Raw genomic sequence first — 15,254 nt, 5'->3', positions numbered from 1 at the left:
GCATCTTCGATGTGACTACTATCTCAGACAACACCCAGGATTCTGGGTTCGGACCTAGCGATCGTTCTACGGCTCTCCTTACGGATAAATACGAGCTGACCATGTTGGAGGCAGCGTTGCGCGATGGCTCCGCGCACCGCCAAGTGGCCTGCGAGGTATTTGCCCGCCGCCTCCCCAACGAGCGGCGCTATGGTGTCGTGGCCGGCACCGAGCGCGTACTTCGCGCAGTCCGGGACTTCCGCTTTACCGCCCAACAACTGGCAGAGATGGACTTCCTTGATGCAGAAACCAAGGAATACCTGGCCAATTACCGCTTCTCTGGACACATCGATGGCTACCGCGAAGGCGAGCTCTACTTCCCCAATTCGCCCCTGTTGACCGTGCGCGGAACCTTTGGTGAATGCCTGATTCTGGAAACGGTGATTCTGTCCATCATGAATTCCGATTCCGCAGTGGCTTCTGCGGCCTCACGCATGGTGGTGGCTGCAGATGGCCGCCCCATCATCGAGATGGGTTCGCGCCGCACTCACGAATACGCTGCCGTGACCGCTGCCCGCGCCGCCTACCTGGCAGGTTTCCAGGCCACCTCCAACCTGGAAGCCGGCTACCGCTATGACATCCCGGTCTCCGGCACTGCGGCGCATGCGTGGACGCTGGCGCACGTCAACGAGGACGGCACTCCCAATGAGGAGGCGGCCTTCCGCGGGCAGATCGAAACGCTCGGCGTCGATACCACCCTGCTGGTGGATACCTATGACATCACCAAGGGCGTAGAAACCGCCGTGCGCGTCGCCGGCCCCGAGTTGGGCGGCGTGCGCATCGACTCTGGTGATTTGGCCGCGGTCACCCGTCGCGTGCGCAAGCAGCTCGATGACTTGGGCAACCACAACACCAAAATCGTGGTCTCCTCCGACCTCGATGAGTTTGCCATCGCCGGCCTGCGCGGCGACCCCGTCGATGTCTATGGCGTGGGTACCTCAGTGGTTACTGGCTCGGGCGCGCCAACCGCCAGCATGGTGTACAAGGTCGTCGAGGTTGATGGCCACCCAGTAGCCAAGCGCTCCTCCTCGAAGAAATCGCAGGGTGGGGCTAAGCGCTCTCTGCGCACCTACCGTTCCTCGGGGGTGGCCGTCGAGGAGCTCGTGCTCCCCTTCTCCGCCGAGAACCCGGATACTGGCACGCTGCGTACCCGTGAGATGACGGTACCGCTCATGCGCGATGGCGAGATCGTGGACAAGCTGCCCACCCTCCACGAATCCCGCGAGTACTTGGCCGAGGCCATCACTACCCTGCCGTGGGAAGGCCTGGCACTTACCCGCGACGAGCCTGCGGTTCCGACCCGCTTCATCGGCTTCGACTCTTAAGAAGCCGGGCGAAGGCGACCGACTACACTGCCTGACATGCACGACTCAACGGTTGACCTTCTCGACGCCGCCGTTTCCGCCCTAGGTGGATCGCGGCGTGCCGGCCAAGTGCGCATGGCGGAGGCTGTGACCACCGCCTTGGAAAAGGAACGCCACCTCGCCGTGCAGGCGGGAACTGGTACGGGCAAGTCCTTGGCCTACCTGGTTCCTGCCTTCCGCCACGCCCAAGGCACTGGCCACACCGTGATTGTTTCCACGGCCACCCTGGCATTGCAGCGCCAGCTCGTGGAACGAGACCTGCCGCGCCTCGCCGAAGCCCTCGAGCCGCACCTGGAGAAGAAGCCGACCTTCGCCATCATGAAGGGGCGCTCCAACTACGTCTGCCTCAACAAGGTCTCCCGTGCCGCCGAGTTGGAAGACGAAGATGCCCTGCTTGATGAGGACTCCATCTCTCATCTTAGCCGCCATGTCCAACGGGTCTATGAATGGGCGGAGAACACCGAGACTGGTGACCGCGAGGACTTAGAACCAGGCGTTCCCGATCTCGCGTGGCGGCAGGTTTCTGTCACCTCCAACGAATGTCTCGGCGCTACGCGCTGTCCGCACGGCGAGGACTGCTTCGCGGAGCTCGCGCGGCGTCGCGCAGCGGACGTCGATATCGTCGTCACCAACCACGCGCTGCTCGCCATCGATGCGGTGGCAGACATCAACATCCTGCCTGAGCACGATGTCGCCATCATCGATGAGGCCCACGAATTGGACGGACGCATCACCTCGGTCTCGACCGCCGAAATCACTGGGCGTGCCCTGAAGATGGCGGCCAACCGTGCCAAAGCTCTCGGAGCCAACGGCAAGGACCAACGCCTCACCGAGCAGGCCAACGAGTTGAGCCAACTGCTCGGGGAATTCACACCGGGCCGCTGGACAGACCTCCCTGAGGAAGCCAAACAACAACTCATGAGCCTCGCGGACACGCTGGCCGACTGCCGCGAGACCATCGCCCGCGCCCCCGAAGGCGAACAGGCCCAAGACCCGGAAAAATCTGCCGAGCGCCAAAACCTGGCCAATCACCTCAGCGGTCTCGTCGAAGCCATCGCCCGCATCCTCGACGTTTTCGCCACCGGTGACCCCGCCGCGCACGCCGACGTGGTGTGGCTGGAGCGCGATGAGCGCACGCTGAACGACACCCTCGCCGTGGCCCCGCTCTCCATCGCCGGCATGCTGCACGAAAAGCTCTTCGGCGAACAGACCGTGGTGCTGACCTCCGCCACACTGGCCTTGGGCGGTCGCTTCGACGCCATGGCCGCGCAATGGGGCCTGCCCAAAGGTTCATGGGACAGCCTCGATGTGGGATATCCTTTCGATCCTGCTCGCAGCGGCATCTTGTATACCGCCTCGCATCTACCGCAGCCGGGCCGCGACGGTCTCAGCCCGGAGACGCTCAAGGAGATCCGCGAGCTCATTATGGCTGCGGGCGGGCGCACTCTCGGGCTCTTCTCCTCGCGCCGGGCCGCGCAACAGGCAGCTGAGGAACTCAAGCCCACCCTCCCCTTCGATATCTTCCTCCAGGGCGAGGACTCCATTGGCGCGCTCGTGGATAAGTTCACAAAGAACGAGAACTCCTGTCTCTTCGGCACACTCACCCTCTGGCAGGGCGTCGACGTGCCGGGACCTGCCTGTTCCCTCGTCCTCATCGACCGCATTCCTTTCCCCCGCCCGGATAACCCCCTCATGCAAGCCCGCACCGAAGCCGCCAAGGCGGCTGGGCGCAATGGTTTCATGGAGGTTTCCGCTACGCACGCGGCGCTGCTTATGGCCCAAGGCGCGGGCCGCCTGCTGCGTTCCGCCAACGACCGCGGGGTCGTCGCGGTCCTCGATAGCCGCTTGGAAACCAAGCGCTACGGCTCCTACCTGCGGGCCTCCATGCCGCAGATGTGGCCCACGAGCGACCCGCAGGTCGTGCGCGGCGCTCTCAAGCGCCTGGTTGAGGCCCGCTAGGGGCGGCGCAGCGCGCACACCGTGGCTGAGTCTGGGGCGACCTCGGTGAAACCGGCGTCATGCACCACCACCGCTCCCTGACGCGTACAAGCCACGGCGAAGTCCGCATGAGGGATTTCGCGCACGGACAGCACAAAGTCCTGTGCCGCCCAGTCCTCCACTTCCTCGGCGCTCATCGCCGCGGCCAGTAGCATTGAGCCGTGCCCTACTTGTGCTGCGGCCTTTCCCGCGCTCATGGCGAGGGAGGCGTCGACGTAGATCACAGGGACGTCGTCAAGCGCGGGCCCTGGCTCATCCTTCGGCAGGTCGGTGTGGCCGATCTGCAGCTTCGCCACGAGTGGGTCCACGTCCTGCACCGCCGAGGGGAGGAAAACGCGCGCGCGATCATCCACGGTGACGCCGGGCAGGGACTGCACATCGCGCCAGGCCTTGTTGCGTGCGCGGCGCGCCACCTTGCGGATGCGGTGCCCGTACCACTGCCCTAGGGCCTCGGCGAAGGCCCCATCCTGGCCAGCCCTATCATCGAGGCAGAGCTTGACGACGCCTTTAGCTGCCGCCTCGAGCGCCTCGGTGCGCGCGGGCGGATCCTGCTTGGGCAGGTTGAGCGCGATCTGCATCGCCTGAATGGTCTCGGGTTTGTTCGGGTCCTCAGGGTCATCGCGCCAACTGCGCTCGCTACACGCAGCCGCAAGACGGCGATGGGCCTCGCGGAGATTACTCACTGGCAACTTCTTCCATCGGGATACCGAGGATCTGCAGGATCTCATCCATGTATGGGTGGTTGACGGAGGTATCCGCAACCTGGCGCAGCGCTGGCTTGGCGTTGAAGGCGATGCCCAAGCCGGCGGCGGAAATCATGTCGATATCGTTAGCGCCGTCGCCGACGGCAACGGTCTGCAGCATGCTCAGGCCCGAATCCGCGGCGAATTCGCGCAGGAACTTCTCCTTGGCCTTGCGGTCCACCACGTCACCGATGACGCGGCCGGTGAGCTTACCGTCCACGATTTCGAGGGTGTTGGCGCGCACGTAATCAAGGTCGAGTTCTTTTGCCAGATCTTCGAGGACCTGGATAAAGCCACCAGAGACTACCGCAACGCGGTAACCCATGCGCTTGAGGGTACGGATGGTGGTCCGCACACCCGGGGTCAGGCAAATATCGGCGGCGGTTTCTGCGATGACGGACTCCGGCAAACCTTCCAGGGTGGCGACGCGCTCGCGTAGGGATTGCTCGAAATCCAGCTCGCCGCGCATCGCGCGCTCGGTCACTGCGGCAACCTCGGCTTCCTTTCCGGCGTGGGCGGCCAGCATTTCGATGACCTCGCCGGTGATGAGGGTGGAATCGCAGTCAAAGCAAATAAGCCGCTTTGAGCGGCGTTGCAGGCCGGAGCGCTCAATGGCGATGTCGACGCCCTGCTCCGTGGCCAAGCGGGCCAGCATTGCGCGGACTGGGTCGGAAGCTCCCTCAATGGTGATGTAGAGCTCGAGACCGTTGAGCGGGTAGGTAGAAAGACCGCGGATGCGGTCGATGTTGACGTTCAGGTTGGCCAGCTCCTTGGCAATCGCCGACATGTGGCTGGCGTTGAGCTGGCGTCCTAGCACCACGACGACGTGCGTGGAGCGCGGCCGTGAGGTTGCCTCCTCTTCGCGAAGATCCACGTTGATGGATTGGGCATAAATGCTCAACGTGTTGCGTAGGCCCTGCTCGAGCGCTTCGAGGCGGGAGGCCTGCACCCGGATATACGCGGAGAGGGAAATACGGCCGGAGAAGATGGCTTGCTCGGCGTCGACGAGCTCGACATTGTGGGAGCTCAGTACGCGGAAGAAGGCCGCCGACACGCCGGGCTTATCGGGGCCGGAGGCGGTAACAACGGCGAAGACTTGTTCACTTTGATTATCCACGGGGCTTATTATCTCACACCGCGTTGGTGACCTTTTCACCTACGGCAAACGCCGCCTCCCCATCGCAGTGATGGGGAGGCGGCGTTTTCAGGAGTACTCAGCTAGTGAGTGCTTAGTGGCCGACGTGTGCTTCCTCGCGCATGCGCTTAACCATGTGCGGGTAGTGCAGCTCGAAGGCCGGGCGCTCGGAACGGATGCGCGGCAGCGACACGAAGTTGTGGCGCGGCGGCGGGCAGGAGGTGGCCCACTCGAGGGAGTTGCCGTAGCCCCACGGATCGTCCACGGTGACGATCTCACCGTAGCGCCAGGACTTGAAGACGTTCCAAATCAGCGGGATAACCGAGGCGCCGAGGACGAAGGAGAAGATGGTGGAAATCTGGTTGAAGACCGTGAAGCCGTCAGACTCCAGGTAGTCGGCGTAACGACGCGGCATACCCATGTTGCCCACCCAGTGCTGAACCAGGAAGGTGCCGTGGAAGCCAATGAAGGTCAGCCAGAAGTGAATCTTGCCCAGACGCTCATCCAGCATGCGGCCGGTCATCTTCGGGAACCAGAAGTACAGACCACCGAAGGCGGAGAAGACCACGGTACCGAAGAGGGTGTAGTGGAAGTGAGCAATCAGGAAGTAGGACTCAGCAAGGTGGAAGTCCAGCGCCGGAGAGGCCAGCATAATACCGGTCATACCGCCGAAGAGGAAGGTAGTCAGGAAGCCCATGGCGAAGATCATTGGGGTATCCCAGGTGATATGACCCTTCCACATCGTGCCGACCCAGTTGAAGAACTTCACGCCGGTCGGAACCGCAATGAGGAAGGTCATGAAGGAGAAGAACGGCAGCAGGACGGCGCCGGTCACGAACATGTGGTGAGCCCACACAGCCATGGACAGTGCACCGATGGCCAGCAGAGCGAAGACGAGGCCAATGTAGCCGAAGACCGGCTTACGGGAGAAGACCGGAACAATCTCGGAGATGATGCCGAAGAACGGCAGTGCCAGGACGTAAACCTCCGGGTGGCCGAAGAACCAGAAGAGGTGCTGCCACAGGATGGCGCCACCGTTGGCGGAATCGAAGATGTGGCCACCCAGCTTGCGGTCATAGAGAACGCCCAGCGCTGCGGCGGTCAGCAGCGGGAAGATCATCAGCACGATGATGGAAGCGGTGAAGACAGCCCAGGTGAAGACCGGCAGACGGAACATGGTCATGCCTGGCGCACGCAGGGTGAGAACCGTGGTGATCATGTTGATGGCGGAAGCAATGGTACCGACACCGGTAGCACCCACACCAACAATCCACATGTCAGCGCCGATGCCCGGGGTGTGAACCGAGTCAGCCAGCGGCATGTACATGGTCCAGCCGAAGTCAGCAGCACCGCCCGGGGTCAAGAAGCCCGCGAGCATCACGATGCCGCCGGTCAGGGTAATCCAGAAACCGAAAGCGTTCAGACGCGGGAAGGCCACATCCGGTGCACCAATCTGCAGGGGCAGAACGTAGTTACCGAACGCCCACACCACTGGTGTTGCAAACAGCAGCAGCATAACGGTGCCGTGCATGGTGAACAGCTGGTTGAACTGCTCGTTGGACAGGAACTGCAGTCCTGGGGTGAAAAGCTCAGCACGAAGAAGCAGAGCCATAAAGCCACCGAGGAAGAAGAAGCTGAAGGACATGATCATGTACATGATGCCCAGCTGCTTGTGGTCGGTGGTGGTTAGCAACGTCCACGCCTTGGAACCGGTCTTTGCATTACCAGTCGGCTCCGGACGTGTAGGCGCGACGTAATCGTCGAGCCGTGGCGCCACAGCGGTCATAAAATCCTCCTGAAGAACAAGCGTTTAACCACATCGGTATCACGCGTTTTCACGCGCCACACGCTCAGCGATCAAACACCTAGGTTTACTCGCATTATATTAGGCCACCTCAGGGCCAAATTTCCAGCGCTCTGTTATTTTCCACTGCCCTCGCTAGCCCCGTTTGGAGCAGATAACCCCTTGTACGCGGCCGACCCGCCGCAGCGCACCTTAACGCTCGGTGATATAGAACACAGAAGGTCGGTCCTGTAGGCCCCGGAAAGCCAAAAACGCACCCCCTGAAAGAATCAAACTTTCGATTGATCCTCTCGGGAGGTGCGCGGTACCGACAGGGAGGGCTTAGAAGTCCCAGTCGTCGTCGGTGGTTTCCTCGGCCTTGCCAATTACGTAGGAAGAGCCGGAGCCAGAGAAGAAGTCATGGTTCTCATCGGCGTTCGGAGACAGCGAAGACAGGATCGCTGGGGACACGCGGGTTTCATCCGCGGGGAAGAGGCCCTCGAAGCCTAGGTTATTCAGCGCCTTGTTGGCGTTGTAGCGCAGGAAGCGCTTCACATCCTCGGTCCAGCCCAGCTCATCGTAAAGGTCCTCAGTGTAGTCAATCTCGTTCTCATAGAGATCGTAGAGCAAGTCGAAGGCATAGCCCTTCAACTCTTCCTGCTCCGGCTCCGAAAGCTCCTTGTAGCCCTGCTGGAACTTGTAGCCGATGTAGTAGCCGTGAACGGCCTCATCACGAATAATGAGGCGGATGATGTCGGCCGTGTTCGTCAGCTTTGCTCGCGACGAGAAGTGCATCGGCAGGAAGAAACCAGAGTAAAAGAGGAAGGATTCCAGCAGCACGGACGCTACCTTCTTCTTCAGCGGGTTATCTCCCTCGTAGTAGGACATGACGATCTTAGCCTTGCGCTGGAGGTTTTCATTCTCCTCAGACCAGCGGAAGGCGTCGTTGATCATGGGGGTCGACGCCAGCGTCATAAAGATATTGGAGTAGGACTTCGCGTGGACGGACTCCATAAAGGCGATGTTGGTGTACACGGCCTCCTCGTGGGGCGTGACGGCGTCGGGAAGCAGCGAGACCGCACCCACGGTGCCCTGAATGGTATCGAGCAGGGTGAGGCCAGCGAAGACGCGCATGGTGGTCTCCTGCTCCTTCTCCGTCAGCGTCTTCCAACTCGGGATGTCGTTGGACACCGGAACCTTCTCCGGGAGCCAGAAGTTACCGGTCAGGCGATCCCACACCTCAAGGTCCTTCTCATCCGGAATGGTATTCCAGTTAATTGCTTTCACCGGAGCCTCGTGGCTAGCGATGTAATCGTCGTACTCGTGAGACACGCACGTCACCTCGTCTTGCTAGTAATTTTGGGGTTCGGTGCCATCGTACCCGCTAAAATTAGGGGCCAAAATTCCAGCGTGTTTTATACTTAAGTCCTGTTCTCATGACCCCAAGTTTCGATGGAATGACTGACTCCTCCGCTCCCCTCCTCAGCACCGTGCTCGACGCATTGGGCACGGACATCGTCAGCGGCACGCTGGCAGCCGGTGATCGATTTACGCTCACTGATCTCTGCGCGCGTTTCGGTATTTCCCGAACCGTAGCCCGCGAAGCCATGCGCGCGCTCGAGCACCTAGGGATGGTCTCCTCGTCGCGCCGAGTAGGTATTACAGTGCTCCCCATCAGTGAATGGGCGGTCTACGATCCCGCAATCATTTCTTGGCGTTTAGGATCCGAGAAATCGCGCGATAGCCAGCGCACCTCTCTTAATGATCTGCGTCTCGCCATCGAGCCTGTCGCCGCGGGCTTAGCCGCGCAGCACGCTTCCTCAGAAGATAAGGAAGAGATTTTGGAGCTGGCCCACCGCCTTCAGGTCACGCCAACGCGGCGCGTGGGCGAGCACCTCGCCACAGATCTGCGCTTCCACGCCATGGTTCTCCATGCCTCAGGCAATGAAATGTTCACTGCGCTAAGCCCCTATCTCCTATCCATGGTGCGCGGGCGCTCCCTCTATGGTTCCCGCAAGCGCAACCCCACGGCCGGCACCGCACAGCTCCACCTCGATCTAGCGGAGGGAATCCACCGCGGTGACTCCCCCGAGGCAGAAAAAATCGCACGCGCCATTCTCATTGAGGCGCGTGCGAATAAAGACTAGAGCATGCAGGAAACGCAGCCCTCAACCTCGGTTCCCTCCAGCGCCATCTGGCGCAGGCGGATGTAGTAGAGAGTCTTAATACCCTTGCGCCAAGCGTAAATCTGAGCACGGTTGATATCGCGGGTAGTGGCGGTGTCCTTGAAGAACAGCGTCAGCGACAGACCTTGGTCAACGTACTTCGTGGCCTCGGCGTAGGTGTCGATGATCTTCTCGTAGCCGATCTCGTAGGAGTCCTTGAAGTACTCCAGGTTGTCGTTGTCCATGTGCGGCGCCGGGTAGTAGACGCGGCCGATCTTGCCTTCCTTACGAATCTCAATCTTAGAGGCAATCGGGTGGATCGAAGAGGTCGAGTTATTGATGTAGGAAATCGATCCGGTCGGCGGCACCGCCTGCAGGTTGCGGTTGTAAATGCCGTGCTTGGCGACGTCCACCTTCAGCTGCGCCCACTCCTCTGCCGACGGGGTGTGGATCGAGGACTTGGCGAAGAGCTCCTTGACCTTCTCCGTACGGGGAGCAAAGTCAGCCGGATCATAGCGGTCGAAGAACTCGCCACTAGCGTAGTCAGACTCGGGGAACTCGCTGAAGTACTCGCCGCGTTCGCGGGCCAGCTTGTTGGATGCGCGTAGCGCTGCGTACATGATGGCGGCGAAGTAGGCGTTGGTGAAGTCCAAGCCTTCCTCGGAGCCGTACTCGATGTGCTCGCGGCCAAGGAAGCCGTGCAAATTCATCTGGCCCAGGCCGATGGCATGGGAATCATCGTTGCCCTTGCGCACGGACGGAACGGAGTTGATGGACGTCTTGTCCGCCACGGCGGTCAAGCCACGGATAGCGGTCTCCACCGTCAACGCGAAGTCCGGCGAATCCATGGTGGCGGCGATGTTCAGGGAGCCAAGGTTGCAGGAAATATCGCTGCCCAAGGTCTTGTAGGTGAGGTCGTCGTTGAGCTCCGACGGGGAGTTGACCTGCAGAATCTCAGAGCACAGGTTCGACATGTTGATGCGTCCGGTCTTGACCGGGTTGGCACGGTTCACGGTGTCCTCGAACATGATGTACGGGTAACCGGACTCGAACTGCAGCTCCGCGACAGTCTGGAAGAAGTGGCGAGCGTTGATCTTCTTCTTGCGGATGCGCGGATCCTCAACCATCTCTTCGTAGTGCTCGGTAACGGAGATATCGCCGAAAGCCTTGCCGTAGACGCGCTCGACGTCGTACGGGCTGAACAGGTACATGTCATCATTACGCTTCGCCAGCTCGAAGGTGATGTCCGGGATCACGATGCCGAGCGAGAGAGTCTTGATGCGGATCTTCTCATCCGCATTCTCGCGCTTGGTGTCGAGGAAATTCATGATGTCCGGGTGGTGCGCATTAAGGTAAACCGCACCTGCGCCTTGGCGAGCCCCCAGCTGGTTAGCGTAGGAGAAGGAATCCTCCAGCAGCTTCATCACGGGGATGACACCGGAAGACTGGTTCTCGATGTGCTTGATGGGCGCGCCAGATTCACGGATGTTGGACAGCAACAGGGCAACGCCGCCGCCGCGCTTGGACAGCTGCAGAGCGGAGTTGATGGAGCGGCCGATCGACTCCATGTTGTCCTCAATGCGCAACAGGAAGCAGGACACCAACTCGCCGCGCTGGGCCTTGCCGGCATTGAGGAAGGTCGGGGTCGCCGGCTGGAAGCGGCCGGTCATGATTTCATCAACGAGGTGCTCAGCCACCTTCGTGTCACCATCCGCCAAGAAGAGTGCGGTCATGGATACACGGTCTTCGAAGCGCTCGAGGTAGCGGCGGCCATCGAAGGTCTTCAGCGTGTATGAGGTGTAGTACTTGTAGGCGCCAAGGAAGGTCTTAAAACGGAACTTGAAGGCGTAGGCGCGCTTGAACAGAGACTTGATGAAATCGAAGTCGTACTGCTCGAGCAACTCCGGCTCGTAATACTTGTTGTCCACCAGGTAGCGCATCTTTTCTTCCAAGTCGTGGAAGTAGACGGTGTTCTGGTTGACGTGCTGGAGGAAGAATTGGTTCGCGGCCTCGCGGTCCTTGTCGAACTGAATCTTGCCGTTCTCGTCATACAGGTTCAGAAGTGCGTTGAGCGCATGGTAATCCAGCTGCTCCTCTGGCTTCACAGGTTCAGCGACGGTCTTACCCAATTGCGTGGTCACGACGTTCACGGGCCTTTCTTTGCTATGGCGAAATGGAGAGACAAAATAATAGGAATGAGGCTTTAAGCAGCTAAGCCTAAAGCGGCCGCGTTGGCCAAGAGGCCTTCACGGCAAATTGTGACATCTTCCTCGGTTCCGAGAAGTTCGAAGCGGTACACATAAGGAACCTTACACTTGGCGGCGATAACGTCGCCCGCCTTACCAAAGTCACTGCCGAAGTTACTATTACCTCCGGCTACGACAGCACGAATAAAGCTGCGGTTGTGCTCGTCATTGAGGAAACGAATGACCTGCTTGGGGACAGGCCGGGTGTTCCGCCCGCTCATCGACGCCCCTCCCCCGTACGTCGGACAAATCAAGACGTAGGGTTCGTTCACGGTGAGGGGCTCGTCGTTAAGACGCAGCGGGATGCGGGCGCTGGGAAGGCCGAGCTTCTCGACGAAGCGGTGGGTGTTTTCCGTAGCGGAAGAGAAATACACGACCAACATGGCTGCACCCTAGGCGCTCGCCGCCATGGCAGAGAGAGCCTTGATGCGGTCGGGACGGAAGCCAGACCAGTGCTCGCCGTGAGCTTCAACGACCGGCGCCTGGACGTAGCCCAGAGCCATGACGTAGTCGCGGGCATCATCATCCAGGCTGATATCCACCGTTTCATAGTCGAGACCAGCACGGTCAAGAGCCTTCTTGGTGGCGTTGCACTGGACGCAGGCGGGCTTGGTGTAGAGGGTGATGCTCATGTGACGTTCCTTCAGCTTCCTTCGGCACTACACGCGGAGTGACTGTTGAATTCGATACCAGCAGGGCGCTTAGTAGCCCCATATTAAAGCTTTGAACAGCGGTGCAGAACCGCCGCTCAAGCAACATCAACGACACTATACTTTGTGCTCGCACCCCGCAACTAGCACTATATGTAGTAGTTACAAGGGTGATATTCCCAGGATGTAACCCGCCCCGACCCCACATGTTGACACCCCATCACTTCACCGATTGCCACGGCGGTAACTACACGGGTGATATTCCCTGCTCGTTCACCGAAGATTCACCTAGTTTGTGACAAACACCACTCGGTCCCCGGTTTTCGCCTCCCGCACACTGGCACGAAAGACTCCTTAAGCTCACAGAGGCAGTTTCAGCCCGGAGCGAAGCGGCAAAAGGAAACCGCCCCCTCCAACAAGCTATGAGCATGCTGAAGGGGGCGGTGCGAGTCCGTACGACTTAGCCCTGGCGAGCCTTGAAGCGCGGATCCTTCTTGTTGATCACGAAGACCTTACCGTGGCGGCGAATAACCTGGGCGCCCGGCTTCTTCTTCAGCGACCGAAGCGACTTGCGAACCTTCATCGGGCGCTCCTTTCGTTATGCGCAATCTTGATGCGATTGATTAGTTCAAAGCACAGCCGGGCAGACACCCAGCAATGACACGAGGAAAAATGTTACCCCACGCGCGCGCCATAACCAAAACACTCAGCTTTCGGAGTAGCGGGAGCGAAGCTGTTCGGCAACATCCTCGAGGCTCTTCCCCGCCGTTTCCGGAACGAGTGCGCGGGTATACCCCACCGCGACGAGGCCTAAGACCGCAAAGATTCCGAAGGCCAGCGAGCCGCCGAGCCACTCGACCACCGGCAAGAAGAACTGCGCCACCGCCCAGTTACTCACCCACAACACCAGCCCGGCGATTCCCATGCCCAAGCCGCGAACTTCGGGCGGCACAATTTCTGACATGAGCAGCCACGTGGCCGGGGAGACCGCCGCCTGCTGGAAGGCAATGAACGCCGCCATGCACGTCAGCGCCAGCATAGCCAGCGGAGTGGAATCATAGGCGAAGTGATAAGCCACAGCGAGGACCACGAGCGACACAACGTTGCCACTTAATCCTGCTAGCAACAACCGACGGCGCCCCAGTCGGTCGACCACGCGCAAGCCCACTAGGCACGCCGCGACAGACACCACACCAATCACCATCGACGTATACACCGAGTTGGTGGTGGAGATACCCACCTGGTTCATCATCGTGGGTGCGAAGTACACGATGGCGTTAACACCCGTAATCTGCTGGGTCAGGCCCATGAGCATGGCAAGCGCGATGGCCCAGCGCATCCAGCGGTGGCGTCGCAAAGCTCGCCATTCACCCGTGTTCGGCCGCGCGCTATGTTCCAACTCCGCTCCCCGCGCGCCAACCCGAGCGCTGACTGCGGCAGCCTCGCGCGTTCGACCTTGTGCCGCGAGCCACGCCGGGGTATCGGGGAGTAACACCATGCCGAGCGCCAGCGCCCCACCCGGGACCGCGGCCAGCCCGAGCATCCAATGCCAGCTGCCGCTTGCAGCCAACAGCGAGTTCACCCCGTACGCGAGTAGCTGCCCGACGACGATCATGAGCGTGTTGAGGGAGACCATCCGGCCCCGCACAGCCGCCGGGGTGATTTCGGAGATGTACATCGGGGAGACGATGGACACCGCGCCCACCGCCACGCCAAGGAATGTGCGGGCGGTAGCAAGTTCCGCAGCTGAGTTTGCAAGCGCACACCACACGGAACCAGCCACGAAGATGAGTCCGCCGGCGATGAGGGTTCGACGCCGCCCGATTACGCTCGCCACACGCCCAGCTGCCAGCGCACCGACTGCCGCGCCAACCAACAGCATCGAGGTCACCAGCCCCTCCTCGTGGGCGGACATGCCGAATTCCGGCCCCACGAAGAGAAGGGCACCAGACATCACTCCGGTGTCATATCCGAAGAGCAGGCCGCCCAGGGCGGCTACGCCTGCGACGATCATGACGTAAGTATCTTTGTTCACGGGTTCCTATTGTCGCAGGCGGCTACCATGGGCGTCATGTCACATGAATCCTCAGACCTCCAGCACGACATCATCAAGGCCCTCGGCGTAAAACCCCGTATCGATCCAGCAGAAGAGGTTGAGCGCCGCGTCGCTTTCTTGGTGGACTATCTTCGCACCACCGGTGCGAAGGGCTTTGTCCTGGGCATCTCTGGTGGCCAAGACTCCACCCTGGCCGGACGGTTGGCGCAGCTGGCGGTGGCCCGCGTCGACGGCGCACATTTCTGGGCCGTGCGCCTTCCCCACGGAGTGCAGGCCGACGAGGATGACGCACAGATCGCTCTGGACTTCATCGAGCCTGACTACTCCCTCACCGTCAACATTGCCGAGACCACCACAGCTCTCGACGACGCCGTTGCTAGCGCCCTGCGACAGGACTCTTTGGGCGACTTCAATCGAGGCAACCTGAAGGCGCGTCTGCGCATGGCTGCACAGTACGCGCTAGCCGGCGAGGTCGGTGCGCTAGTCATCGGTACCGACCACGCCGCCGAAAACGTCACAGCTTTCTTTACCAAGTGGGGCGATGGCGCTGCCGACATCCTGCCTCTCGCCGGGCTCAACAAGCGCCAGGGCGCTCAACTCCTGAAACATCTCGGCGCACCGGATTCCACGTGGAAGAAGGTACCAACTGCTGACTTGGAGGATGACCGCCCCTTGCTCTCTGATGAAGAAGCTCTCGGCGTCACCTACACCCACATCGATGACTACCTCGAGGGCAAGGACGTGCCTGACGACGCCCGCGAGCGCATCGAAACCCTCTGGCGCGGCGGCGCCCACAAGCGCACCATGCCGCTGGGCCCTACAAGCGCCTAAGGTTCCAAGCCCCTTCCTCGCGGGGCTTTTCCTGTTCCGTTTCGGCACCCAGAACGTGCGCCCGAGGCCAGCGTTTCCCCGCACGCCAGTGGCATCTTCTTCCCGGCGGTCAACTTCCTCCCTTCCCATAACGTGAGTCCGTCCGCCCCAACACCTGTAGCGCATATAGCCCCGTGCCCGTGATTGACGCTTCACCCCACCCCTGAGCTGGGTGTTTCTTCCTCCGGTTGCGGGGTTGCTAGTG

General features: G+C 60.8%; 13 protein-coding genes. 4 read left to right on the top strand and 9 right to left on the bottom strand.

The annotated features are described in order from the left end of the window. Positions 1-11 precede the first annotated feature (11 nt). Complete coding sequence (locus HMPREF2943_RS07120; protein WP_070711195.1) at positions 12-1,364, top strand: nicotinate phosphoribosyltransferase; 1,353 nt, start codon at positions 12-14, stop codon at positions 1,362-1,364. Between the two features lie 36 nt (positions 1,365-1,400). Continuing rightward, complete coding sequence (locus tag HMPREF2943_RS07115; RefSeq protein WP_070711194.1) at positions 1,401-3,362, top strand: ATP-dependent DNA helicase; 1,962 nt, start codon at positions 1,401-1,403, stop codon at positions 3,360-3,362. Here the strand turns inward: HMPREF2943_RS07115 and HMPREF2943_RS07110 are convergent. The 4 genes from HMPREF2943_RS07110 to nrdF all read right to left on the bottom strand — a co-directional run bounded on the left by HMPREF2943_RS07110 (position 3,359) and on the right by nrdF (position 8,394). Continuing rightward, positions 3,359-4,084, bottom strand: coding sequence for a peptidyl-tRNA hydrolase (locus tag HMPREF2943_RS07110; protein ID WP_070561747.1), 726 nt, complete (start codon positions 4,082-4,084; stop codon positions 3,359-3,361). The two genes, HMPREF2943_RS07115 and HMPREF2943_RS07110, sit on opposite strands and share 4 nt — an antisense overlap. Continuing rightward, the gene (serB, locus tag HMPREF2943_RS07105) at positions 4,077-5,270 is read right to left on the bottom strand and encodes a phosphoserine phosphatase SerB (RefSeq protein WP_070711231.1); all 1,194 of its coding nucleotides are present in this window, start codon (positions 5,268-5,270) and stop codon (positions 4,077-4,079) included. The genes HMPREF2943_RS07110 and serB overlap by 8 nt, the downstream gene beginning before the upstream one ends. 103 nt (positions 5,271-5,373) lie before the next feature. Then, positions 5,374-7,065, bottom strand: coding sequence for an aa3-type cytochrome oxidase subunit I (gene ctaD / locus HMPREF2943_RS07100; protein ID WP_070711193.1), 1,692 nt, complete (start codon positions 7,063-7,065; stop codon positions 5,374-5,376). A gap of 339 nt (positions 7,066-7,404) precedes the next feature. Continuing rightward, complete coding sequence (nrdF, locus tag HMPREF2943_RS07095) at positions 7,405-8,394, bottom strand: class 1b ribonucleoside-diphosphate reductase subunit beta (RefSeq protein WP_070443354.1); 990 nt, start codon at positions 8,392-8,394, stop codon at positions 7,405-7,407. Between the two features lie 104 nt (positions 8,395-8,498). Between nrdF and HMPREF2943_RS07090 the strand changes: the two genes are divergently transcribed. Beyond that, positions 8,499-9,209, top strand: a complete 711-nt coding sequence (locus HMPREF2943_RS07090; protein WP_070711192.1) for a FadR/GntR family transcriptional regulator — start codon at positions 8,499-8,501, stop codon at positions 9,207-9,209. Here HMPREF2943_RS07090 and nrdE read toward each other — a convergent pair. The 5 genes from nrdE to HMPREF2943_RS07065 form a co-directional block, all read right to left on the bottom strand. Continuing rightward, on the bottom strand, positions 9,206-11,368 hold the full coding sequence (gene nrdE / locus HMPREF2943_RS07085) for a class 1b ribonucleoside-diphosphate reductase subunit alpha (protein ID WP_070711230.1): 2,163 nt from the start codon (positions 11,366-11,368) through the stop codon (positions 9,206-9,208). The two genes, HMPREF2943_RS07090 and nrdE, sit on opposite strands and share 4 nt — an antisense overlap. 62 nt (positions 11,369-11,430) lie before the next feature. Further along, the gene (gene nrdI / locus HMPREF2943_RS07080) at positions 11,431-11,856 is read right to left on the bottom strand and encodes a class Ib ribonucleoside-diphosphate reductase assembly flavoprotein NrdI (protein ID WP_070645901.1); all 426 of its coding nucleotides are present in this window, start codon (positions 11,854-11,856) and stop codon (positions 11,431-11,433) included. A 9-nt stretch (positions 11,857-11,865) separates the two neighbouring features. Beyond that, a complete protein-coding gene (gene nrdH, locus HMPREF2943_RS07075) occupies positions 11,866-12,105 on the bottom strand; it encodes a glutaredoxin-like protein NrdH (protein ID WP_070711191.1) in 240 nt (79 codons plus the stop codon). A 478-nt stretch (positions 12,106-12,583) separates the two neighbouring features. Beyond that, the gene (ykgO, locus tag HMPREF2943_RS07070) at positions 12,584-12,706 is read right to left on the bottom strand and encodes a type B 50S ribosomal protein L36 (protein ID WP_003847162.1); all 123 of its coding nucleotides are present in this window, start codon (positions 12,704-12,706) and stop codon (positions 12,584-12,586) included. 123 nt (positions 12,707-12,829) lie between these two features. Further along, entirely contained in the window at positions 12,830-14,158 is a 1,329-nt protein-coding gene (locus HMPREF2943_RS07065) for a sugar porter family MFS transporter (protein WP_070711190.1), read from the bottom strand. 27 nt (positions 14,159-14,185) lie between these two features. Here HMPREF2943_RS07065 and nadE point away from each other — a divergent pair, with 27 nt between their 5' ends. Then, entirely contained in the window at positions 14,186-15,010 is an 825-nt protein-coding gene (gene nadE / locus HMPREF2943_RS07060) for an ammonia-dependent NAD(+) synthetase (protein ID WP_070711189.1), read from the top strand. Positions 15,011-15,254: the final 244 nt, after the last annotated feature.

Origin of the sequence: Corynebacterium sp. HMSC072D12, assembly GCF_001813925.1 — a bacterium.
GTDB classification, from domain to species: Bacteria; Actinomycetota; Actinomycetes; order Mycobacteriales; family Mycobacteriaceae; genus Corynebacterium; species Corynebacterium aurimucosum.
This window is presented reverse-complemented; position numbering and strand designations above follow the sequence as displayed.

Coding starts and splice junctions, on each gene's coding strand:
- nrdI (WP_070645901.1), bottom strand. CDS start 11,856: ATGTTGGTCGTGTATTTCTCTTCCGCTACGGAAAACACCCACCGCTTC.
- nrdH (WP_070711191.1), bottom strand. CDS start 12,105: ATGAGCATCACCCTCTACACCAAGCCCGCCTGCGTCCAGTGCAACGCC.
- HMPREF2943_RS07115 (WP_070711194.1), top strand. CDS start 1,401: ATGCACGACTCAACGGTTGACCTTCTCGACGCCGCCGTTTCCGCCCTA.
- ykgO (WP_003847162.1), bottom strand. CDS start 12,706: ATGAAGGTTCGCAAGTCGCTTCGGTCGCTGAAGAAGAAGCCGGGCGCC.
- nadE (WP_070711189.1), top strand. CDS start 14,186: ATGGGCGTCATGTCACATGAATCCTCAGACCTCCAGCACGACATCATC.
- ctaD (WP_070711193.1), bottom strand. CDS start 7,065: ATGACCGCTGTGGCGCCACGGCTCGACGATTACGTCGCGCCTACACGT.
- HMPREF2943_RS07090 (WP_070711192.1), top strand. CDS start 8,499: ATGACCCCAAGTTTCGATGGAATGACTGACTCCTCCGCTCCCCTCCTC.